General features: G+C 44.8%; 23 protein-coding genes. 7 read left to right on the top strand and 16 right to left on the bottom strand.

From position 1 onward, the window contains the following. A partial coding sequence (locus MMY95_RS13515; RefSeq protein WP_241277707.1) for a tyrosine-protein phosphatase occupies positions 1 to 214 on the top strand: 214 nt, incomplete at its 5' end. Between the two features lie 79 nt (positions 215 to 293). On the opposite strand, the gene cls is transcribed toward MMY95_RS13515, so the two are convergent. After that, on the bottom strand, positions 294 to 1,742 hold the full coding sequence (cls, locus tag MMY95_RS13510; protein WP_241277706.1) for a cardiolipin synthase: 1,449 nt from the start codon (positions 1,740 to 1,742) through the stop codon (positions 294 to 296). A 136-nt stretch (positions 1,743 to 1,878) separates the two neighbouring features. Between cls and MMY95_RS13505 the strand changes: the two genes are divergently transcribed. After that, positions 1,879 to 2,028 (top strand): hypothetical protein, encoded by a 150-nt coding sequence (locus tag MMY95_RS13505; RefSeq protein ID WP_003642495.1) that lies wholly within the window; start codon positions 1,879 to 1,881, stop codon positions 2,026 to 2,028. 312 nt (positions 2,029 to 2,340) lie between these two features. Here MMY95_RS13505 and MMY95_RS13500 read toward each other — a convergent pair whose 3' ends face one another. Then, positions 2,341 to 2,688: a hypothetical protein gene (locus MMY95_RS13500; RefSeq protein WP_225995573.1), complete on the bottom strand. Its 348-nt coding sequence runs from the start codon at positions 2,686 to 2,688 to the stop codon at positions 2,341 to 2,343. Positions 2,689 to 3,732: 1,044 nt separating this feature from the next. On the opposite strand from MMY95_RS13500, the gene MMY95_RS13495 reads away from it, so the two are divergent. Together MMY95_RS13495 and MMY95_RS13490 are read left to right on the top strand one after the other, a co-directional pair. Next, positions 3,733 to 5,157, top strand: a complete 1,425-nt coding sequence (locus MMY95_RS13495) for an amino acid permease (RefSeq protein ID WP_053267515.1) — start codon at positions 3,733 to 3,735, stop codon at positions 5,155 to 5,157. A 261-nt stretch (positions 5,158 to 5,418) separates the two neighbouring features. Continuing rightward, positions 5,419 to 7,461, top strand: a complete 2,043-nt coding sequence (locus MMY95_RS13490) for a KUP/HAK/KT family potassium transporter (RefSeq protein ID WP_003643475.1) — start codon at positions 5,419 to 5,421, stop codon at positions 7,459 to 7,461. A 72-nt stretch (positions 7,462 to 7,533) separates the two neighbouring features. On the opposite strand, the gene MMY95_RS13485 is transcribed toward MMY95_RS13490, so the two are convergent. Beyond that, entirely contained in the window at positions 7,534 to 8,478 is a 945-nt protein-coding gene (locus MMY95_RS13485; RefSeq protein ID WP_003642499.1) for a cation diffusion facilitator family transporter, read from the bottom strand. 328 nt (positions 8,479 to 8,806) lie between these two features. Then, the gene (locus MMY95_RS13480) at positions 8,807 to 9,853 is read right to left on the bottom strand and encodes an AI-2E family transporter (RefSeq protein WP_003643477.1); all 1,047 of its coding nucleotides are present in this window, start codon (positions 9,851 to 9,853) and stop codon (positions 8,807 to 8,809) included. A gap of 461 nt (positions 9,854 to 10,314) precedes the next feature. On the opposite strand from MMY95_RS13480, the gene MMY95_RS13475 reads away from it, so the two are divergent. After that, positions 10,315 to 11,433, top strand: a complete 1,119-nt coding sequence (locus MMY95_RS13475) for a vitamin B12 independent methionine synthase (protein ID WP_024002224.1) — start codon at positions 10,315 to 10,317, stop codon at positions 11,431 to 11,433. Positions 11,434 to 11,520: 87 nt separating this feature from the next. Here the strand turns inward: MMY95_RS13475 and MMY95_RS13470 are convergent, their stop codons facing one another. The 4 genes from MMY95_RS13470 to MMY95_RS13455 all read right to left on the bottom strand — a co-directional run bounded on the left by MMY95_RS13470 (position 11,521) and on the right by MMY95_RS13455 (position 13,838). Further along, the gene (locus tag MMY95_RS13470) at positions 11,521 to 11,904 is read right to left on the bottom strand and encodes a multidrug efflux SMR transporter (protein WP_003643479.1); all 384 of its coding nucleotides are present in this window, start codon (positions 11,902 to 11,904) and stop codon (positions 11,521 to 11,523) included. Between the two features lie 14 nt (positions 11,905 to 11,918). After that, complete coding sequence (locus MMY95_RS13465) at positions 11,919 to 12,227, bottom strand: SMR family transporter (RefSeq protein WP_003642504.1); 309 nt, start codon at positions 12,225 to 12,227, stop codon at positions 11,919 to 11,921. A gap of 351 nt (positions 12,228 to 12,578) precedes the next feature. Continuing rightward, on the bottom strand, positions 12,579 to 13,217 hold the full coding sequence (locus tag MMY95_RS13460; protein ID WP_003642505.1) for a hemolysin III family protein: 639 nt from the start codon (positions 13,215 to 13,217) through the stop codon (positions 12,579 to 12,581). Positions 13,218 to 13,493: 276 nt separating this feature from the next. Further along, a complete protein-coding gene (locus MMY95_RS13455; RefSeq protein ID WP_003643481.1) occupies positions 13,494 to 13,838 on the bottom strand; it encodes a metalloregulator ArsR/SmtB family transcription factor in 345 nt (114 codons plus the stop codon). Between the two features lie 138 nt (positions 13,839 to 13,976). On the opposite strand from MMY95_RS13455, the gene MMY95_RS13450 reads away from it, so the two are divergent. Both MMY95_RS13450 and MMY95_RS13445 read left to right on the top strand, forming a co-directional pair. Then, positions 13,977 to 14,864, top strand: coding sequence for a cation diffusion facilitator family transporter (locus MMY95_RS13450; protein ID WP_003642507.1), 888 nt, complete (start codon positions 13,977 to 13,979; stop codon positions 14,862 to 14,864). Between the two features lie 206 nt (positions 14,865 to 15,070). Beyond that, positions 15,071 to 15,241, top strand: a complete 171-nt coding sequence (locus MMY95_RS13445; RefSeq protein WP_003645469.1) for a hypothetical protein — start codon at positions 15,071 to 15,073, stop codon at positions 15,239 to 15,241. 331 nt (positions 15,242 to 15,572) lie between these two features. On the opposite strand, the gene MMY95_RS13440 is transcribed toward MMY95_RS13445, so the two are convergent. The 8 genes from MMY95_RS13440 to MMY95_RS13405 all read right to left on the bottom strand — a co-directional run. Continuing rightward, positions 15,573 to 16,100 carry a DNA-3-methyladenine glycosylase I gene (locus tag MMY95_RS13440; RefSeq protein ID WP_003642511.1) on the bottom strand — a complete coding sequence of 176 codons (528 nt, stop codon included), beginning with the start codon at positions 16,098 to 16,100 and terminating at the stop codon, positions 15,573 to 15,575. After that, positions 16,093 to 17,241, bottom strand: coding sequence for a dihydropteroate synthase (gene folP / locus MMY95_RS13435; protein WP_104795995.1), 1,149 nt, complete (start codon positions 17,239 to 17,241; stop codon positions 16,093 to 16,095). Before folP ends, MMY95_RS13440 begins: the two co-directional genes overlap by 8 nt. 24 nt (positions 17,242 to 17,265) lie before the next feature. After that, positions 17,266 to 17,850, bottom strand: coding sequence for a non-canonical purine NTP pyrophosphatase (locus tag MMY95_RS13430; protein WP_053267514.1), 585 nt, complete (start codon positions 17,848 to 17,850; stop codon positions 17,266 to 17,268). Beyond that, positions 17,847 to 19,211 (bottom strand): cyanophycin synthetase, encoded by a 1,365-nt coding sequence (locus MMY95_RS13425; protein ID WP_053267513.1) that lies wholly within the window; start codon positions 19,209 to 19,211, stop codon positions 17,847 to 17,849. The genes MMY95_RS13430 and MMY95_RS13425 overlap by 4 nt, the downstream gene beginning before the upstream one ends. A gap of 8 nt (positions 19,212 to 19,219) precedes the next feature. Then, the gene (gene folE / locus MMY95_RS13420; RefSeq protein ID WP_003642515.1) at positions 19,220 to 19,789 is read right to left on the bottom strand and encodes a GTP cyclohydrolase I FolE; all 570 of its coding nucleotides are present in this window, start codon (positions 19,787 to 19,789) and stop codon (positions 19,220 to 19,222) included. Beyond that, positions 19,782 to 20,294 (bottom strand): 2-amino-4-hydroxy-6-hydroxymethyldihydropteridine diphosphokinase, encoded by a 513-nt coding sequence (gene folK, locus MMY95_RS13415; RefSeq protein ID WP_003642516.1) that lies wholly within the window; start codon positions 20,292 to 20,294, stop codon positions 19,782 to 19,784. Before folK ends, folE begins: the two co-directional genes overlap by 8 nt. Beyond that, complete coding sequence (gene folB, locus MMY95_RS13410) at positions 20,284 to 20,652, bottom strand: dihydroneopterin aldolase (protein ID WP_003643485.1); 369 nt, start codon at positions 20,650 to 20,652, stop codon at positions 20,284 to 20,286. Before folB ends, folK begins: the two co-directional genes overlap by 11 nt. 224 nt (positions 20,653 to 20,876) lie before the next feature. Beyond that, the coding region (locus MMY95_RS13405; RefSeq protein ID WP_241277705.1) for a CvpA family protein at positions 20,877 to 21,202 on the bottom strand (326 nt) is incomplete at its 5' end.

Raw genomic sequence — 21,202 nt, 5'->3', positions numbered from 1 at the left:
CAGTATGGATACCGCTACGATCATTACCAAGGCCAATGCTGGTGACCTAGCTAGCCAATTCAACGTTGCCATGGCTGTTGAAGCCGACAATATGAAGATGGTCTTTCGGGTTTTCGACGACCTCTACGGCAATGGTATTGGTTATTTACGAGAAGTGCTTGGGTTATCCGTAGCGGATATTAATAATTTGCGCCAATTGTACTTGAACGACTAAGAAACACTAAAAAAACTGATTTTGAAAGTCAATAACTTTCCAAAATCAGTTTTTTTGCATCATCTATTCAATTGTTTAATTATAAAATTGGTGATAACAACCGTGAAAATGTCTGCTTGAACTTCAACCAGAATGATTGGTTTTTAAAGTCTTGAACGGTAATCAAACTACTGATTTTTTGATCTTCTAAGAAAATCCGTTCCAATTCTTGTGTTAAATCAGCATCGTATAAAAAGGCGTTCACTTCGAAGTTCAACTTAAAACTCCGAAAATCCAAGTTAGCGGAACCAACCGAAGCCACCTGACCATCAATCACGATGGTCTTGGCATGAATAAAACCATTATTATAATAATAGATTTTTACACCAGCATCTGCCAGCTCCCGGGCATAGTACTGAGTTGCCCGGTAAACAAAGGTATGATCAGGTTTGTCCGGCACCATAATGCGGACGTCAACCCCTGACATCGCAGCGATTTTAATCGCATCTAATACGGAATCGTCCGGAATTAGGTATGGCGACTGAATCCATAAACGGTGTTGAGCTGTCATAATCATTTTAATATAACCCAATTTAATCTGTTGTGCATCACTGTCCGGACCACTGGAGACGATCTGTAATGAAGTATTCCCTTTAACGCGAATGACTGGGAACATATTAACGTCTGGCACGATTCGATGTTCCGCATCGGTGGCGTTCCAATCACGAATGAAACGTTCCTGCAATTCAAAAACTCCTGAACCGACGATCCGCAAATGGGTATCACGCCAGTAACCAAACTTCTTACTACGACCAAGGTACTGGTCACCAACGTTAAAACCACCGACGTAGCCGACCCGGCCATCCGTTACCACGATCTTACGGTGATCACGGAAGTTGAGACGGAAGTCCAAAATCGCTGAATGAGCACCCAAGAACGGTCGGGCATGCCCACCAAGTTCTTCTAAATGCTTAAAGAAGCTGCGGAACGTGCCCATCGACCCCCACGGATCATACAAGACACGAACGTCGACGCCTTGGGCTGCTTTCCGCTCTAAAAGGTGTAATAATTCATTTCCAATCTGGTCATTATAAAATGTGTAATATTCAATATGAATATGATTCTTAGCTGCTTCAATATCTTGGAACATCGCATGGAACTTCTCATGTCCATCCGTATAAATCTTGACCCGGTTTTTACGGCTTAGTAACGCGCCATCGGAATTCAAGAATAAACTGACCATCCCACGAACCGAGCTAGTGACCGCATCTGCGGGCATCAATTCCGTTCCCAGGGCTTCACGTTGCCGCTGAATCATCTGTTCGAGTCTAATTTGCGTCTCTTTACGTAACCGGAATAACCGGTTTTTTGGTAACTTACGACCGACAAAGGCGTACGCGATAAACCCAATAATCGGCAACCAAATCAACACGAGTAGCCAAGCCCAAGTGGCCGCGATGTCCCGATTACGATCCCGGAACACGGTAACGAACGCCGCGGCCGCGTTTAAAACGATAATTGTATAGAAAATTGGCTGAATATATTGCAATGGAGGCACCCACCTAATTTATTAATGATGGTTTTATTTTACCGCAGATAGTAGTGAGATAATAATCTTTTGCGAATATAATTTTTGCATTTAATCATTAAATAGCTAATAATTATGCTTAAGGAGGGCGCGTTCAATGCTTGCAATGCTTGGAATTCACGGCCTCGGCCCCATTCGCATGTTTCACTTAACCGAACATATTGCGGGTCCGCGAGCGGCCGTTGGTATTTTACTAATTATTATTTTATTAGCGGTCGTCTACCGTTACTATCGACGACATCGTTAATAAATCAAATCTTTGAAGCAGCTGGTGAAGTCTCCCAGCTGTTTTTTGTGGGTCATTATCTTACGGATCGGTTTATTCAATCATTGCAGTATACCTCTGCTACCACCGGAGAAACTCATAACAAATATTTTTGACCAAGTTAAATCCTCAAATAAAAAAGTTGCGTTGATTAGACAATCAACACAACTCGATTCGACCACCCCTTCTGAACATCTGTTGTATGGCCTGATTGAGTTAACGCATTACCTACCCCATTTTTCAATGTAGGCCGATAGTAAGCTAAATCATTGGAGCCACCTGGTTAAGGGCTGTTTATGAAATCGTTAGTTCACGCAAAGACTTGTCGCTTAAAGCTTGGACGTAATTCGAACGTCCCGTTGCGCTGAGTTTTTGATTGGTATCGAGATAGATTTCACCCGTCCAATGCTTTATTCTTTTAGTCGGCGGTCTGACGATTACGCGATAGACGATGGGGCAATTTTTCAGGGTCATATTTTTTGATGACTGATGCAAAAACTTTTTGTATTTCTTACTTTCCGCTAATGTTTGGCTGGTTGCAAATGTGTATTCATACCAAATAATGCCGCTAAAAGGGCCGGATTCTTCCTTGATTATTGTGTTTCTCAAGACACGCACGTCATAAGGACTGCTTTTTAACATTGTTGTTAGTACAGTCCTCGCTTGATTTAACTCAATACGATTTTTAACGTACCCGTATAAACAGAAGCTACTAATAAGGATAATTGCAAAAAGCACGTAATGTGTAACGGTCTTTGCTTTAAGAAATGACGACATGACTAATGCCTCCCAACTTTATTATCTGGAAATAGTCTGGCAATGCTTTATACATTATGAATGCAGACGTACTAGTATCAATACTTTTATTACCAACACCAAACCAATCAGCTTGCTATCCCCTTTTTTGATTCAAGATCTGCCAGTCATTGCAATCACTAGCTTCGATACCAGCAACAATCAGCAGACCCAGTAGTCCACTAATTTCAAGTGGCCTTTAATATTGGTCAGGCCTTGATTTGCGTTCTCCTTTTGAATATAGCAAACGTCAAACCCATTGTCACCAACTAATGAATATCATTCGTATTTGTTAATTTTAGAATTGCAATCAAGTTTGTATTTGGAATAATAAAATTTATGCAAATGTGGTCAATAAATGTTGATATTGGAAGGTCGAGACGAATTACATCAGTCTCTCGTAGGCTGTTTTACCTGCAAGAAAATTAATTATCAAATTTGATTCATCAAAATACTTTAAGGATAATCATAATCCCATTTTATTCATATAATCGATATCAATAAAAAAGGGTTCCAATAAGCCGCTCACTCTCTCCAGTTCTTCAGGTTGCATCAATCAAGTGGCGATTTAGTGAGCCAAAACCATATTTCCTAAGGTCCTTCAATAATCCCCACTCACAATCGCAATCACAAGGTAAGTTAACCTTCAGAAAAACAATCCCCGCCATGTTCGCTATATCACCCTATTAATAGGCGTTGAATACCATAGCTAATTAATCACGATTAGTCAGACAATCAGCAAGAAGTCGCAGGATGTCGCGCGATTGCGTCCAATTATTTGGCTTTTAGTCACTATAGCCCATCAGAATATTTATTTTGGTCGGATTGACCATCGTAACTTTGTCAAAACCGATTAAACTAAAGCTATCACATCGAAATGGGGCGATGATTATGGATTTATCACACACGCGGTTACTCCGCAAAAAAGATATCAATGCCATGTTAGCCACTTATCACAGTCCGCTCAAAAAGGAACTTAAAACATTTGACCTAACGATGCTGGGAATTGGGGCCATCATCGGGACCGGGATTTTCGTTTTAACTGGTACGGGGGCCTTGACGGCTGGTCCCGGCCTAATGATCTCATTCGTCTTAGCTGCAATTGCTTGCCTGTTTGCTTCACTCTGCTATGCTGAATTCGCTGCGATGGTGCCTGAAAGTGGGTCAGCGTACACCTATGCCTACACAACCCTCGGCGAAATTGTTGGATTCATTATCGGCTGGGACTTGATGTTAGAATACCTTTTCGCTGTCTCAACCGTTTCAGCGGGCTGGTCAGGCTACTTTCAATCATTCTTGGCGGGCTTCGGCCTCAAACTGCCCGCTGCTTTGTCGGCAGCTGCAGGTTCCGTCCCTGGTGTGACCAGCTATTTTAATCTGCCGGCCTTCACCATTATTATCCTGATTACCACTTTATTGTCTCTCGGGGTCAAAGAAACTAAACGCGTCAATAACGTCATGGTAGTGATTAAATTAGCCGTTGTTCTTTTATTCATCTTTACCGCAGTGCGCTTCATCAAGCCGGCAAACTGGAGTCCGTTATTACCGTTTGGCTTCAAGGGCGTATTCGGCGCAGCTTCTAGCGTTTTCTTCGCCTTCATCGGTTTTGACGCCATTTCATCTAGCGTTGAAGAAACATTGGAACCATCCAAAACACTCCCACGTTCCATGTTACTGTCTCTTGGTATCTGTACCATTCTCTACGTGGCTGTATCAGCCATCATGACTGGCGTGGTCCCATTTGAAACGTTTGCCAAGTACATTGATCATCCGATCTCGGCCGTTCTTATTTACTCCGGTCAAAATTGGATGGCCGGAATCATTGACCTTGGCGCGATTCTTGGTATGACCACTGTAATGTTAGTCTGTCTCTACGGTCAAACTCGGATTTCCTTCTCCATGTCGCGGGATGGATTACTCCCCCATGTCTTTAGCGATATTAGCGACAAGACCGGTGCACCACTTAAATCAACCGTCTTGTTTGGGTCGATTGCCGCAATCATGGGTGGCTTTATTCCATTAGCTGACTTAGCTGAACTGGTGAATATCGGTACTTTGACTGCCTTTACCCTAGTTTCCTTCTCCATCTTACGGTTACGTAAAACACAACCAGATCTTCGGCGTCCCTTCAAAACGCCATGGGTCCCGTTTGTACCAATCATGTCAATCATCTGTTGTGTCTTCCTACTAATCAACCTGAAGCCTGTCACTTGGATTCGCTTCGTGGTATGGTTAGCCATCGGTATGGTCGTTTACTTTGGCTATTCCGTTAAACACTCCCAGTTGAAGACGAATACAGCCACTGATGAGAAATAATTGACTAGACTAATAAATTCAAAACTAATGGGTCGCTTCATTTCAGCGTTATCAACTGGAATGAAACGGCCCATTTTTTATCCTCTAAATACGAACAACCGGATTACTTATTGTACTCAACTTGAAGTAAAGTTCACCTAACGAAACGTAAGTTGAAACTTGTTAACATGAGCAAATTTTTAGTTTGTCTGGTTAACCCCTTTTGAAAAAAGCTAGTATAGTATGAGTCACAGTTCTAATTGAAGTGGGGGTCAATAATTCATGCGTAAGCAACGGATTCAGGAACGTTCATTGATTGGCATGTTAATCACATTAGGCGTCGTGTACGGGGACATCGGAACGTCACCGCTATACGTTATGAACGCCCTGATCAATGACGCGGGGCAACTTAAGAATGCAACACCTGATTATGTTATCGGCAGTGTTTCATTAATCTTTTGGACGTTGATGCTCATTACAACGGTAAAGTACGTCCTGATTGCTTTACGCGCTGATAATCATCATGAAGGTGGCATTTTCGCCCTGTATGCACTGGTTCGTCACCGGGCCAAATGGTTAATTTTCGTCGCGTTGATTGGTGGCGCCGCTTTGTTAGCAGATGGCACCCTAACACCTGCTGTGACAGTCACATCAGCAGTTGAAGGCTTAAAGGGATTACCCAAACTGGGGGCTTTTTCCCAGTACCCGTGGCTCGTGCCTCTAACCGTTACGGTTATTTTACTGGTTCTCTTTATGATTCAAGGGTTTGGTACTGCCGTCGTTGGCCGGTCATTCGGTCCCATGATGTTGCTCTGGTTCACCGTCATCGGCATCTTCGGTCTGATCAACATCAGTCAGGCACCCGTCATTCTCAAAGCTTTCTCACCCGTTTACGCCGTACAAGTCTTATTCAATCCGGCTAATAAAATGGGAATTTTCATTCTTGGTAGTGTCTTCCTTGCAACGACCGGGGCTGAAGCGCTGTATTCTGATATGGGTCACGTTGGTAAAGCCAACATCGACGCCACTTGGCCGTTCGTATACACGACTTTGATTCTCAATTATCTTGGTCAGGGCGCGTGGATGTTAACCCATTATCAGGATGCGGCATGGCGCAATGCCACCAATGTCAATCCGTTCTATGCCATGGTTCCTGCGGGCGGTCAAATTGCAATGATTATCTTAGCCACGGCCGCAGCCATCATTGCGTCACAGGCCTTGATCACGGGCTCTTATACCTTAGTTGACGAAGCAGTCGGTTTAAAGTTCTTACCACGTATGATTATCAAGCACCCCAGTAACGTTCGGAGCCAGATTTATATTGGTGCGATCAACTGGCTGTTATGTCTGGTCACCTTAGGAATCGTTTGGCTATTTCAAACTTCAGCTCACATGGAAGCGGCGTATGGTTTAGCCATCACCTTAACAATGTTGATGACGACCATCCTGCTTAGCCAGTGGATTCACATGAAGGGCCACCGGGCGCTGGCGCTAGCTTTATTATTCGGCTTTGGCGCACTGGAGACCGTCTTTCTAACGGCTAGTCTGACCAAGTTTATTCACGGTGGCTATTTGACCTTGGGGCTGACCCTCGTCATTTTCTTGATTATGGTCGTTTGGTTCTTTGGTAATCGCCGGCGTTTGCGTTACAACCAAGCAAATGAACAGATTAGTCTGCTAGATTATCGTAATCAACTGATCCAGCTAAGCCACGATGATCACCTGCCAGTATTTGCAACGAATTTAGTCTACTTGGCTAAGGTCGACCATCAACACCGGGTTAAACGGTCAATTCTGTACTCGATTTTAGATAAGCGGCCTAAACGCGCTAAGGTTTACTGGTTTATTACCATTAATGAAACCAACCGACCTTATGATTGTAGTTACAGCATTGACATGCTAGGCACTCGAAATATCGTGGAAGTTCAACTCAACTTAGGTTTCCGTAAATCACAGCACATTAATTTATATTTGCGCCAAATTGTCACGAACTTAATTGCAGATCACAGCATCGATCCCCAATATTCCCGTTACGGAATCACACAACCTCGTCAAGTTGGCGATTTTAAATTTGTCGTTCAGAATCAGCAGATCATGGACCTTGCTAGCAACCCAACTATGGGCCAGTTCGATCGACTACTAATTGGTGGTCGCGTTCTACTACAAAACATCACCCCATCTCCTGCTATCTGGTACGGCTTAGCGTTTAGCGATGTCTTGGAAGAGACGATTCCGTTGTTCACGAAACCAGCAACGGACGCCACACTAACGAATTTGACGGTCCACCATGCCCGTACGCCGCAACGGAATTCGCGCCAACCATAAATAAAAGACTAGTTTCAAGGAATTCAACCTTGAAACTAGTCTTTTATTATTAAAATCTATCAGTCAACACACTTATGTTTGCGGCATAAACATTACCTTAGTGTCAATAATGCCATACTGATTTCGCATCACTTGCTCGATTCTTTCACTGAGCTGAAAGCTGGCTGCCACTGTCATTCGTGGTGACACTGCTATAACCAGCGACAAGGCCACTAAGCTCCCAGAATACTGGACATCAATTGCATTGACCTGATTCACACCATCAATTTGTTGAATCGTATTAATATAATTTTTTTCAACTTGTGGATCACTGTAATTAATTAGCTGCAACCCACTGTCCCGAAAAATTTGTAACCCAGCGGCAAAAATAAAGAATCCAATCACGATACTCGCAACACTATCTAACCAAGCAAATTTGAATAGTAAGACCCCACTTAATGAGATTAAAGTGCCAATGCTCGTTAACGCATCACTAAGACTATCCTTTGCCGCAGCCAATAGCGTCGAATTATCTAATTGTTGCCCACCGCGACGATTAAAGTACCAGACGACTAACATAACGATGCTCGCGATTGCAGCTCCCCAAACAGTTACACCGCTCACTGCTTGAACGGTGTGTGATTTAAACAAATTACTAACACCACTCACAATAACTTGTACCGCCATAACTAACATAATGACCCCACTCATTAACGTGAATAAGTCTTGTAAACGAAATCGCATCAATCGATTGCGACGTTCGGCCTCCCAGCCGTCCAAAGCGGTCACTTTACTTTGATGTGATTGATGATTATGAATGCCACCCCAGATACCAAGCGATAACAACCCCGATGAAACAATACCCGCAAAATTATTAAACGCATCCGCGTGCAAAGATTGCGAATGACCAATCGTTGCAAGCACTAGTTCGATTACAAATAGACTTAAATATGCTATCGCATTGCCCAACAAATGCCACAACGCACCTTGCATTCGCTTAATTTGGTCAGCTTCAATTTCTTGCCAGCCATCTAACACGGGATGTTGATTATTTGATTGATTAATCGTAATCGCCCCCTCCTAAACAGATTCCAACCGCTCACTCTAACACTTAGTCGCAATAAGTCAACCTTATACCACCTAGAACGCTGATAGCTTAACACTAACAGTCTGACTTGTAATTGTCACTATCAGCATCTTTAAGCAGTAATTAATTAAAGCTGGCACCTTCGAAAGTAATCCACTTCGAAGATACCAGCTTACAATTGTCTTTGATAACCTTTACGCGCAGTCACAAGCTACTGTTCATATAAATCACCCGACCCCATACAAAGCCTGCTACCGGTAAAGTACAGTTACAATCACACTAAGGTTCACGTTTCGCTATTTGAGACGTCACGCGTCGCGGCTCAGAATTCTGCACACCCAAAATGTCTAGGAAGAATGAAACAATTGGAATCCCAATGATCAAGCCCCAGGCCCCTAATAGACTTTCCATAATAATCAACGTAATAAAAGTGACAAAGACTGGTAAATCAGTCCGATCCGCCATTAGCCGTGGATGAAGGAAATAAGACTCGAAAGCGTGAATCAAAATAACCAACACGATGATCCAGACAACTCGAATCAAGCCACCCGACGCAAACCCCAGTAAGGTTAGCGGAATCATTGAAATCAACACGCCAGCCACCGGCACTAAGCCTAAGATAAAGACAATGATCGACAACACCATGATACTTGGCATCCCAATAATCATGAACCCAATCGTCATCAAAATCGTATTGATCGTACAAATCACCAGTTGCGTTTCAATAATCCGCCCCAGAATCATAACGAATTTATGCGTTAAATAGTAAACGTTCGTGAAGAACTTTTTAAACTTCGACTGCAAGAACTGGCGGCCAAAGACCATCATTCGTCCCCGCGAAACTGCAAAGATAAAACTCAAAAAGATTGCCATTAAGACGTGCGTAAAACCAGTCCCAACCTCACTCAGTCCTTTAATACCGGTGACGAGTAACGCCTTCCCGTTTTGAATCAATTCACTACTATGAATGGCTTGGTTGACCCATTTATCAATATTCTTATTCAATACCGGGTGATTGGTGATTGCTTTAGCCAGCATATCTGGAATGACCTTCAACTGATCGACCAGGGTAGGCGCCGCGTACGATAGCGCACCGATAAACAACGCAATCACGCCGACGTAGACCACAATGACGGCAATCCAATAAGGTAAGTGCGTTCGGAGGTTTAACCACCGACTAAGCTTAATGCCCAAATACGCAAAAATCGTCGTTAATAGAACAACTGTCGCAAACCCGCGCATTAAATAAATAATGATGATTAATAACGCCAACGTTAAGTACAAGTCAACGTCATCCCGCTTAAAAAACCGAATGATTCTATCCATAATTTGCCCCCAATCGCATGTTACTTGCATTATAGCATGACTATGGATTAATCCCGCCCACCGATTCCGGCCTTAAATTAAATTTGACATTTAAAATAATTACCAGTATGATAGGTGTCAATAATTAAAGAACGATTAAAAGATGAGTAATTGGTGTCGCTGTTCAGCGAGTATCGGGTTGGTGAAACGGTATCGGCACAACCAATGAAGATGGTCTTCTCCCTAGTTCGTTTTGGTGAGTGTCTGGTGAGCAACAAAGTAACCAGCATTAACTAAAGCCGGTTTAACAACCGTTACCCGCGTTAGCAATTGCCAATCATTTGGCAGCTGTATCGAGTAGACTAGTTCACTAGCCTAGAACTCAGGTGGTACCACGGCCCAACGTCGTCCTGAATAATGATTAATATTATTCAGGACGACGTTTTTTCGTTCCCAATAAAATTTAAGGAGTTTGATATTTAATGACAACTACAACTTTAACCGCCCCATTCCGTTTTGACGTCGTCGGCAGCCTACTGCGCCCCGCTAGTTTGAAAAAGGCCCATGAACAATTAGCCGCCGGTACCATTACGCGTGATCAAGAACTTGAAATCCAACACACTGAAATCAAACGAGTGGTCGCTGAACAAGTTAAGCTCGGGCTCAAAGCCGTGACCGATGGCGAATTTTCACGCAGCTGGTGGCACTTAGATTTCCTTTGGGGCTTAACTGGTGTTGGCAAGTACGACTACCATCAAAGCTATAAGTTCAAGGGGGACCATACTCGAACGGATAACGCTGAACTTATTGGCAAAGTCGCGTATAATCCCGACCATCCGTTCTTTGCTGCCTTTGAATACTTACAATCAATCATTCCCGCTGGCGTACGCGCTAAACAAACGATCCCATCACCAACTATGTTATTCCGCGATAATCGGAGTGACAATTGGACCAAATTCTATGACAGCTGGGATGCCTATTTAAATGATCTCGCCCAAGCTTATCACGATACCATTCAACATTTTTATGACCTTGGGTGTCGCTATATTCAGTTAGACGATACGACGTGGGCCTTCTTAATTAGCAAACTCAATGATCCCGAAGCTGACCACGCGGCCTACACTAAGTGGGCGACCGATGCCGTTAAAGTGATTAACGCAGCATTAGCTGACCTACCGAGCGACTTGACCGTCACGACCCACATCTGCCGAGGTAACTTTAAATCCACGTACCTCTTCTCGGGCAGTTACGACGTGGTTGCACCCTACCTTGGCCAGCTTAACTATGATGGGCTGTTCTTGGAATATGATAACGAACGGGCGGGTGGCTTCGAAGCGTTAGACCAGATTTGGAACCATGATGACCACAAACGCATCGTATTAGGTCTGGTTACCTCTAAGTTTCCAGAATTGGAAAAAACCACTGTGATCAAAGAACGAGTTCAAGCTGCGACCACTAAGGTGCCATTGCGTAATCTGGCACTATCGACCCAATGTGGCTTTGCTTCAACTGAAGAAGGTAACCAGTTAACTGAGGCTCAACAGTGGGCCAAGTTGGCGTTAGTCATTGGTACGGCTAAGGAAGTCTGGCCAGAAGCCTAATTACAACAACTAAAAAAGATCGAGAATCAACCGGCGCATTTCAAGCGTAATCGCTTAAAAAATCAGCCAGATTCTCGATCTTTTTAGTTACCGGTTAAACCGGGTCCGCCACCGTGCCAAGCGCGGCGTCGCAGTAGCCGGTTTAGTCGCCTTAGCAGGCATGTTCAATAGAATCACACCCGTAATAATCGCCATGAATCCCAACGTTTTCAATCCCGTCAAGATTTCGCCAAACGCCCAAATTCCAATCAGGCCGGTCGCAGCTGTGCCGACTCCGGCCCAGATTGCATAACCAACACTCAGTGGGATTTTGCTCAATGCCCGTGAGAAACTAAAAATCGCTAGGCCGTATAGTAACATGCCCACAATTCCAACCAAGGGGTACTTAAATCCAGCCGATAACTTCAACAAGCTGGTCCCCGCAATTTCAACGCCAATCGCAATAACTAATTGAATCCATGCACGCATCATCATTCCCCCTTGATTTAAATGTTCAGTAAAATCGCCCCGACTACGATTGCAATTAAGCCACTCAGACGTGAGAGACTGAGCCGTTCACGGTAAACGACGACCGCTAAAATAACGGTTGCAAACGTGCCCAGTCCAGCCCACATGGCATACGTCACCCCTAACGGCAGGCGTTGCATTGCAAGCGTTACAAGGACTAACGAACTAAAATATCCAACCAACACCATTATCGTTGGTATTAAGTTCCGAAAACCGTTTGCGCGCTTTAAGAAAAAGCTCCCTAAAACTTCCATGAAAATGCCACCAAATAATAACCCGTATGCCATCTTAATCACCTCACTAAAAATTTCGTTGTCCTACTATTCTACGGAAGTTTATTTAAAAAGGCAATCAAAAGATACGCCTGGCTGATTACAGTTTGATGACAAAAATAAATCGTATTCTAGACTATGCTACAGCGATCTAGCCATTTAATTTCAAAATTATTGTTAGCTGAGTGGCGATAACTCATTCAGCTTAACGAGCGTACGCAATGGTTACGATTCGAATACCGTCCAGTTGAAAAACTTTTCGCAATAAAATGTCAATAATCAGCATTTAAGACGTCATCCGCGACTCAAATCTCCCGCATCTAAAAAAAAAAGGACCAACTCAGCAGCTGGTCCCCACAGTCATCCTTAAATATAGAAATAAATTGAGAAAAACATCAACGTGGTTCCCACCATCACGAATAGGTGCCAAATAACGTGTAAATATTTAATCCGTGGGAAACTATATAGTAATGCACCTAAGGTAAACGCAACGCCCCCGGCAACTAATAACCAGAAGCCAGTGACACCTAAATGGTCCCATAACTGCCGACCACCGGCGAGGCACATCCACCCCATCAACACATAAATGACCGTTTCGACCTTTTTCAAACGTCCAGGCCAAACAGCATTAACCGTAATCCCAGCAATCGCTAAAATCCAAATCGTTAATAAGATCGTCCAGCCCAACCAACCCTTAATCGCCAGTAGACTGTACGGCGTGTATGTCCCAGCAATCAGCACGTACACGCCACTGTGATCGAAGATACGAAAAACTTCGCGGGCGCGCGTAAAGTATAATCCGTGAAATAACGTCGAACACGTATATAGTACAAACAACGAACAACCATATATAATAAACGCCGCCCATTCGAGGGGCTGACCATCCGCATATGCCTTGAGCATCAAAAAAACAAATGCAACGATACTTAAAATAATCCCAATCCCATGAGTCACTGAGTTGAGGACTTCATTTGTTATTTGATACTGTCGCGCCGACTGTGCCATGTTAATCACCTCATATTTATTGTTGACACCAGCATACCATCACATAGTGTAAATATCAATACATCTAGTTTATAAAACTAGGTAATTAACAAAAACATAACTAGTTCAAAAAATGACACTGCGAAATTAACCATTTCGCGGTGTCATGCTAAACACAATCTTATATTCAAGCTCATCGTGCGGTCCTCTAGGCCATGGATATCTATACCAGTGCCCACTACGAACCCACAGCGCTTACCACTCATCATAACTGATCAGTGGTAACACCTATTCAACCTAATTATCGGCTTCTTCAGCGTGAGCTGCGACTTGCTGAAAAATACTAATGATATGTTTATCGGCCAGCTGGTAGTGCACGTTACGTCCATTGCGTGTTCCCACAACTAATTTTAATTGTTTGAGGACCGTTAACTGATGAGACACATTCGACTGTGTCAGGGCTAATCCCGTCGCCAGTTCACCCACACTCAGCTTAGATACGGCCAACGCGTAGATAATCCGGGCACGCGTCGGATCACCAAGTGCCTTAAAGATTGCGGTGATCCGACTCAACTCATCAGTCGGCGGCATCAGTTCAGCCAACCGTTTGACGATCATTTCATGGTCCATTTCATTTTCCATCATAAACTCCAATTTCTAATTGAGATTGTCATGTAAGCGTGTTACAATACACATGAACAGCCATTCATATGTCTGCTCGTTCATATTTAAATTATAGCCATAACAAGGATAAATTCAACTAAGAAGTAGGTGATTCATATGGCACACAGCCATCAAATACAACAACAGACCAGCGCCTTCAAGATTGGGGTCGCCCTAAATACTGCCTTCATTGTCTTGGAAGCTGGCTACGGTTTTGCGAGCGGCTCACTGGCCCTAGTTGCCGATGCAGGACACAATCTCAGCGACGTCCTGGGCTTACTGATCTCCTGGCTGGCAATCTGGCTTGGACAAAAAAGCGCCAACGATAAGTACACATATGGGTACAAAAGCTCATCAATCTTGGCCGCCCTCTTCAACGCCGTCTTTTTACTAGTCGCTATCGGGGCCATTTCAGTCGAGGCCATCCAGCGCCTTAGTAATCCGGGTCCCGTCGCCGAATGGGATGTCATTATCGTTGCTGCTGTTGGGGTCGTCATTAATGGCTTTACCGCATTACTCTTTATGAAGGGCCAAAAGCACGATCTCAATATTAAGGGTGCTTTTCTCCACATGGCCGCCGACGCCGGCGTCTCCATCGGCGTGGTCATTGCTGGCTTCATCATCTTGAAGACTGGCTGGTTCTGGCTAGACCCCGTTGTTTCCCTGCTAATTGCCGTCGTGATTTTGATTGGTACTTGGGGACTCTTACGAGATGCGATGAATTATTCACTAGAAGCTGTACCGAACAATGTTGACCGCCAAGCAATCGCTGATTATTTAACCAGCCAGCCCACCGTCAACCAGATTCACGATTTACACATTTGGGGCATGAGTACTACTGAAACAGCCATGACCGTCCATCTCTGTCGTTCAACATTAGCTGACAATAATGCCTTTTTGGAACAACTGAACAAGGACCTAAGCGCCCAGTTTCCACTAACCCATATCACGATTCAGATTGAACTTGGCAAGGTGGATTATGAAACAACGGATAGTTCGATTTAGTTCATCTTCATAAAAAACGATACCGCAACCTCAGCGGTATCGTTTTTTCAAATATTCAGCATTTTTCGACGTTCGTACGTTAAATTAAGACATTAACGCACATTGCAGCACACATAACGTCATTCATTATATAATTTAAGTAATATTTATTAATTCAGATAATCTGGTTCACTTCATTCTTAGCTAACCACCTAGGAGGCACTTACATGAGCATCATCAATCGCGTTATCGGTATCATTATCACGCTTATCTTGTTATGCCAATGGTTGCTTGGCTATCAATTACCAGCTGCCATGGCGTTCTTCTTAGTGGCCTGGCTGATTGGCTTGGTAACGATGTGGCTGTTGCCAGACACGACGACGACCGCTAACCGCTAGTCGTGAGAGGGATACAAAATCAACTCATTCTAAAACACGTCACAAGGCCATTACAACTTGCTCTTGCGACGTTTTTTTGCTAACTTCACTATTGCTTAGAAAACGGTTAGACTGGTTCTACACGCCAGTATCACCGACCATTCAAATATGTTTTTGCCGCTTACCCTCATTGTGAACTTGCGCTTCATATTGCGATGGGACTAATAATCACACTGCCCATAACCACTCCGGATTAAAGCACCCACCTTGCTTACATTCACACATTGATACTCACAAAAATACGCAGGCATAAGCAAATAAAAAAGGCCAGCATCCGCCAGCCTAATTCTACCTAATTCAATTTAATCAATCCCGCCGCCAACAAAAACATGTGGGTGACGACTGGTCCAACGAAGGTCAAACCATGCCGGTGTAAATCCTTCGCAACGCGGGCGCCCAGGGGTGAGCGCGTCGGTAATTCATCATCGGGCGCCGGCATAATGATTGGTGTCGCATCGACAAACGCCCACAGGTAGTTGCTAAAGCTACCATACTCGGCCTGTAATTGTTGAATAGCACGCGCATCCTGAATGATTGCACGTAACTTACGACCATTGTGCATCACTTTGGGAGTCAACATCAGCCGTTCAAAATCCGGTTCGTCCAGGGCGGCTACGGCGTCTACCCGCAGCCCCGCCATATGTTGCCGCAATACTGGTAACTGACTAGCCGCGACCCGCCAGCCTAAACCCACTTGTAAGATTCCAACCACTAACAATTCAAATAAAACGTGATCATCGTACGTGGGAGTACCGAAGTAAGCATCGTAGTCCTTAACCCCATTCGCCGTAATATCGTCAAAATCATCCGGACTAATCATTATTCGATAACCAATAGCCATTCTCAATTCGGCCTAACAGCGTAATCAATTGCTTGGTTTCAGCCACATCGTGGACCCGGATGATCCGGCCACCCTTAAGCATCATCGCTGCTTCAGTGACCAACGTCATTGTTAACCGGTCTTCCTTCTTCAGGCCAAGCAATAGACCTAAATAACCTTTCCGTGAAATAGCCACCATCATTGGGCGTCGCAAGTAATTAAATTCATCAATGTTACGCATCATCACGTAATCCTGTTCCCCATGTGCGACTTGTGAATAGCCGATTCCCTGATCTAAAGCAATTCGTTCAATATCGATGCCATGACTCGTTAATGCTGCCAGATTTTGTTCAAAGAACCTACGCATACTGCTCGTCAGATCGGTATATTCTTGGTCACGACTACTGTGCATCGTTAGTAAGCCGACGCGACTGTCAGCCATCAATTTGAGCTTGCGAGGGTCGTCCGTGAAGGCGTTCACATCGTTAATAATGCTGACACCTTCTTCCAGGACGGCTTGCATGACATCATACTTATAAGTATCGACCGCTAAGACTGCTTCCGGGAAACGAGCCTTGATGGCGCGAATGTACGGCAACGTCCGGTCTAATTCAACTTGCGGCGTGACTTCCGTGAAGCCCGGTCGTGTCGTTTGACCATTAACTTCGATTACGTCAGCTCCTGCTTGTAACATGGCATCCACGTGATTCAGTACGTCATCTTTAGTCTTGTACTGGCCACCGTCGAAAAAGGAATCCGGCGTAATATTCATGATGCCATAAATCATCGGCTTCTTGGTGAGATTAAACCGGTGCTCACCCGCTTGCCAAAAAACATCATATTGTTTCATAATTTGGGTCAATTGAATTTGAGTCGTTGCTTGATCCGTAAAGACTCGCGACCATTGGTGGGTTAACTGGCGACCAGCTGTCTGGTTCAACAAGACGGTCAACTGTTCAGGACTCGCCAGCACGACCCCATCTAATTGCTGACATAGTTGGGTTAATCGGAGCTGCTGCTCCCGATTATAATCACTAAAACGCAAAACTAATTGTTGTTGTCGTTGAACTTGGGCATTCAACGCCTGACTCGCAAAATCCGTTGCTTGTGCTAATGAACTGGTGATATCTTGTACTAACATCTACTCCACCGATCCTTCCAATTTTTAAAGTTTTGTGATTAATTTTAAGGCGGCCCGTCCCCGGTGTGTCAGTGGGATGCGCCACGTTGTTGGTAATTCAGCCAAAGTCCGACCATAGCGCGGTAGCCAGAAAATTCGGTCAAATCCACCAGAATAGCGTCCAAATTGATAGGACGCTATGTAGCCGGTGATCGAAGCTTGTACGGCCAAGGTCCGCCCATCTGGCCAGGCAGCCGCTAACGTAGCGCGCATCACCGCTTGCCGCTCGTTGTTAGGAATATCGCGTAGGGCCGTTAAAATTTCCTGATTGCGAGCAAAGCCACTGACTGCAACCCCTAAGTCGCGCGCCGTGGTCACACCTAACAAGTCTGGTAACGCGGAAATCTCTAAGCCACTATCATCTGCGATAACCGGAACCCCTAGCTGTTGCGCCCCAAAACGAGCTTTAGCAACCGCGTTATCGACATAGCTCGTCGTCGTTTCCACGGGAAATTCGAGCCGCGGCGCCACTGTCAAGTACTGACGAGCAGTCAAGCCATAGTAAGCCAAACACGTGATCAAGTCGCGACTTTTACCAGCGTTGTTGGATGCGATCAACCAAGTCCTCATTGGCTTAACCCCGGCCAACCAGCCTGTTGGAGCTCACGAATGACATAAAATGACCCCGTTACAATAATCGCACTATTACTGGTTGCTTGCTGCTGAGCTTGCGTTAACGCATCCGTGATCGTCGTTGCAGTCAATAAGTCTGGCTGTCGTTGCATCGCAGCCGTGGTCATAAAGGTGGGCGTTAATAATGCGGTCGCCGTGTCGGCCAGCTTAGTCGCGGATAACGCTCGTTCTGGATTTGCGGGCGTATTTGTAATCAGGACGTCAGCTACCGGTAATAGTTCAGCCAGCATTTTAGGGTAGGCCTTATCTTGTAAGACCCCGACGATCCAAATCAATTTACGACCAGCGAGTAATTGCTTCACACTTACCACTAGTGCTGCCACGCCATCCGGATTATGCGCCCCATCGGCAATAATGACAGGTTGCTCCTGTAACACGGTCAACCGGCCTGGCAAGGAAACTTGTTGCAAGCCTCGGCGAACCGCACTGTTCGTCAAGTTAACTTGTTGCTGTTGTAGTACTGCAACCACAGTTAAAACCAACCGCAGATTTTGTAGCTGATAGGTGCCACTCAGTCCGACCGTTAATTGCGTCCAATCAAAAAGCTGACTGTGCGCATCAACGACGGTTTGCGTGAGTGTTTGCCCAGTCACCGTCAGTTGCACGTGCTTAGCAGTCACTAGCCGAACACCTTGATTGAGCGCTTCGGTCTGCAAAACAGCCAGGGCTTCTGGGTGTTGGTCAGCCAATGTCACTGCTGTTGTATGGGGCTTGATGATTTTTGACTTATTTTGCGCAATCGCGGTAATCGTGGGCCCAAGAATGGCGGTATGATCGAGGGCAATCTTAGTAAATACCGTGAGTTGGGGACTGGCTAAGGCGTTAGTCGCATCATACAAGCCGCCCAAACCGGCTTCAATGACCGCCCATTGCACGTTTTGATTCCGAAACCAAACGACACTAATGAGAAAGAACCATTCAAAGATGGAGACATCGCTAGCTGTCAGTCCCATATTTTGCAGAACCGGTAGAATCTCACGATACGTATCGATAAATTCCGCTGGACTGATCCACGTCCCATTGCATTGCAGTTGTTCACGCGCATCATTAATCGCGGGGCTGCTGAAGCGGCCAACTTGATACCCTTGCGCCCGCAGGATACTGGCTAACATAGCTCCCGTAGAGCCTTTGCCATTAGTCCCAGCGATATGGATCACATGGTAATAATGGTCAGGGTGGCCAAGATGTGCCATGATTCGCCGTAATAACGGAACACGCTGATGATTATTGGCTAACATGGCTTGATTTAGTTGGGCTAATAAGTCCTGATAATGTTGTTCAATCGTCCCTGTATCCACTCAATCACCTACTTTGCGATTCGCTGTAAGAATTCTCGTTTCAAGTCTAAATCCGTCTTGAATTGACCACTGTAATAGCTACTTTCCGTATGCACACCCGGTTTGCTAACACCCCGCATCTCCATGCACATGTGCCGCGCCGTGATTGAGACCGCGATCCCAGCCGGGTCAAGAATTCGTTGTAATTCTGTTGCAATGGAAACTGTCAACCGCTCCTGAACGTTCGGCTGTTGACTGCAATAGTCAATCAAGCGAGGAATCTTACTCAAGCCAATCACTTGTTCATGCTGCGGCACATAAGCAACTTGAACCGTGCCAAAAAACGGCAAAAGGTGATGCTCACACATCGAATAGAATGGAATATCCTTAAGTAATACCATTTCAGTCGGATGCTCAACCTTGAACAGTTTATAATTATCAAATGGTGCGGCGGTCTTAGTAGCGAAAACTTCCGCATACATTCGTGCAACCCGTGCTGGTGTTTCTACTAATCCCGGTCGGTCAGGATCTTCACCAACTGCACTTAAAATTTCTCGTACTGCATGCTCAATCTTTGCTTGGTTCTTCTCATCAATCATCTAACTCACTCACATTTCTTACTTTTTTAATCCAACTCTGATCCTGATTAGCCGCAATCAATTGGGCCACTTGTGGTCCAACTAACACATCAGTTTTGGCGATTTCAGCAGTTGGCAGTAGCACAAAGTTGCGCTTAGCTGCCTGCGCATGCGGAATCGTCAGCGTCGCTGTGTTGATTTGCCGGTCGCCCCAAAAAATAATATCCAAATCAATCGTACGTGGCCCCCAGTGAACCAAGCGTTGGCGGTGGCCCGCCTGCTCAATTGTATGTAATTCATCCAATAGTTCTTCTGGTGTCAAATTAGTCGTTAAGGATACCGAAACATTGTAAAAATTGGCCTGATCACGCTTTCCCCACGGTTGAGTCTCATACCAATGAGATTCGTCAATCACGTTTACCCCATTGACGGCTCGTAATCGGCTAAGGGCTTGCTGAATATTTTGGACGCGCGGATGAATATTGGAACCAACACTCAAATAAACCCGTTCTTCCCTACTTGCCATTCGGCGTCCCCTCCACCTCAATTTCCACATCATCAAAGATTCCAGGCATTGGTACGCTATATTTACGAATTTTAATATTGATTGCATCCGCCGCGGGAAAACTTGTCAATAACGTCTGCAATAAGTGGTTAGCTAGCGATTCAATCAACTTGTATGAATGGGTCGTTACAAATTCATCGACCACGTTACGGACCGCCGCGTAATTGATGGTCTCGTGAACGTCATCGTGTTGAACCTTGGTTTCGATAGGATATTTAATGGCAATATCTAGCCCTAGTTGTTGACCATTACGCCGTTCTTCCGGAAGTACCCCGTTAAACGTGTGAAAGCGTAAATTATTAATTCGAATCATGCCCATAAGTATCCCAGCCTCTTTCTTGCTCATTTTTACTTATAATCATAGCATGAAGGACGCTCAATATGATAGTAATCAACCAAATAACCCCATAAAAACTAGCAATCGTTCGGGAACCGAAAAAAGTGCGTTGCTAACGAACCGGTTCATCAAAAAAGACGTTGCTGGTCAAAAAACCAGTAACGCCTTTGTCTTAGTTTAAAGCAGTCGTACCCCCACCATGAACTCTAGGAATCCGTAGTCGTCCCATCATTAAAATTAATCAAATTACTGAGGTAATGGCTAGTTAGACCAGGTGTCTGCTTCACAATATAGGTGGCGAGCGGTGACTGCGTCATTTGCGTCTGAATAAAGCTCGTATTGACGATGTTCGCCAACGACAACGCGACAAAAATAACCAGATACGTCACGACAAATGACACGATTCCACCCGCAACACTGTTCACTTGCTTAATAACTGGTAGCCACGTAATGCTACGTGAAACACGGCCTAACAACCGAATCACTGACCACCCTAACGAAATTAACACGAAGAAAGCGACCAGGTTAATGA

It is taken from the genome of Lactiplantibacillus sp. ME-2 (genome assembly GCF_022549155.1).
Classification (GTDB): Bacteria; Bacillota; Bacilli; order Lactobacillales; family Lactobacillaceae; genus Lactiplantibacillus; species Lactiplantibacillus plantarum.
This window is presented reverse-complemented; position numbering and strand designations above follow the sequence as displayed.

Coding starts and splice junctions, on each gene's coding strand:
- folE (WP_003642515.1), bottom strand. CDS start 19,789: ATGATTGATGAGAAGAACCAAGCAAAGATTGAGCATGCAGTACGAGAA.
- folB (WP_003643485.1), bottom strand. CDS start 20,652: ATGGGCATGATTCGAATTAATAATTTACGCTTTCACACGTTTAACGGG.
- MMY95_RS13460 (WP_003642505.1), bottom strand. CDS start 13,217: ATGGCACAGTCGGCGCGACAGTATCAAATAACAAATGAAGTCCTCAAC.
- MMY95_RS13430 (WP_053267514.1), bottom strand. CDS start 17,850: ATGAGGACTTGGTTGATCGCATCCAACAACGCTGGTAAAAGTCGCGAC.
- MMY95_RS13495 (WP_053267515.1), top strand. CDS start 3,733: ATGGATTTATCACACACGCGGTTACTCCGCAAAAAAGATATCAATGCC.
- MMY95_RS13490 (WP_003643475.1), top strand. CDS start 5,419: ATGCGTAAGCAACGGATTCAGGAACGTTCATTGATTGGCATGTTAATC.
- MMY95_RS13455 (WP_003643481.1), bottom strand. CDS start 13,838: ATGGAAAATGAAATGGACCATGAAATGATCGTCAAACGGTTGGCTGAA.
- MMY95_RS13475 (WP_024002224.1), top strand. CDS start 10,315: ATGACAACTACAACTTTAACCGCCCCATTCCGTTTTGACGTCGTCGGC.
- MMY95_RS13500 (WP_225995573.1), bottom strand. CDS start 2,688: ATGTTAAAAAGCAGTCCTTATGACGTGCGTGTCTTGAGAAACACAATA.
- MMY95_RS13480 (WP_003643477.1), bottom strand. CDS start 9,853: ATGGATAGAATCATTCGGTTTTTTAAGCGGGATGACGTTGACTTGTAC.
- MMY95_RS13440 (WP_003642511.1), bottom strand. CDS start 16,100: ATGATTAGTCCGGATGATTTTGACGATATTACGGCGAATGGGGTTAAG.
- MMY95_RS13450 (WP_003642507.1), top strand. CDS start 13,977: ATGGCACACAGCCATCAAATACAACAACAGACCAGCGCCTTCAAGATT.
- folK (WP_003642516.1), bottom strand. CDS start 20,294: ATGGCAAGTAGGGAAGAACGGGTTTATTTGAGTGTTGGTTCCAATATT.
- MMY95_RS13470 (WP_003643479.1), bottom strand. CDS start 11,904: ATGATGCGTGCATGGATTCAATTAGTTATTGCGATTGGCGTTGAAATT.
- folP (WP_104795995.1), bottom strand. CDS start 17,241: ATGTTAGTACAAGATATCACCAGTTCATTAGCACAAGCAACGGATTTT.
- MMY95_RS13445 (WP_003645469.1), top strand. CDS start 15,071: ATGAGCATCATCAATCGCGTTATCGGTATCATTATCACGCTTATCTTG.
- MMY95_RS13505 (WP_003642495.1), top strand. CDS start 1,879: ATGCTTGCAATGCTTGGAATTCACGGCCTCGGCCCCATTCGCATGTTT.
- MMY95_RS13465 (WP_003642504.1), bottom strand. CDS start 12,227: ATGGCATACGGGTTATTATTTGGTGGCATTTTCATGGAAGTTTTAGGG.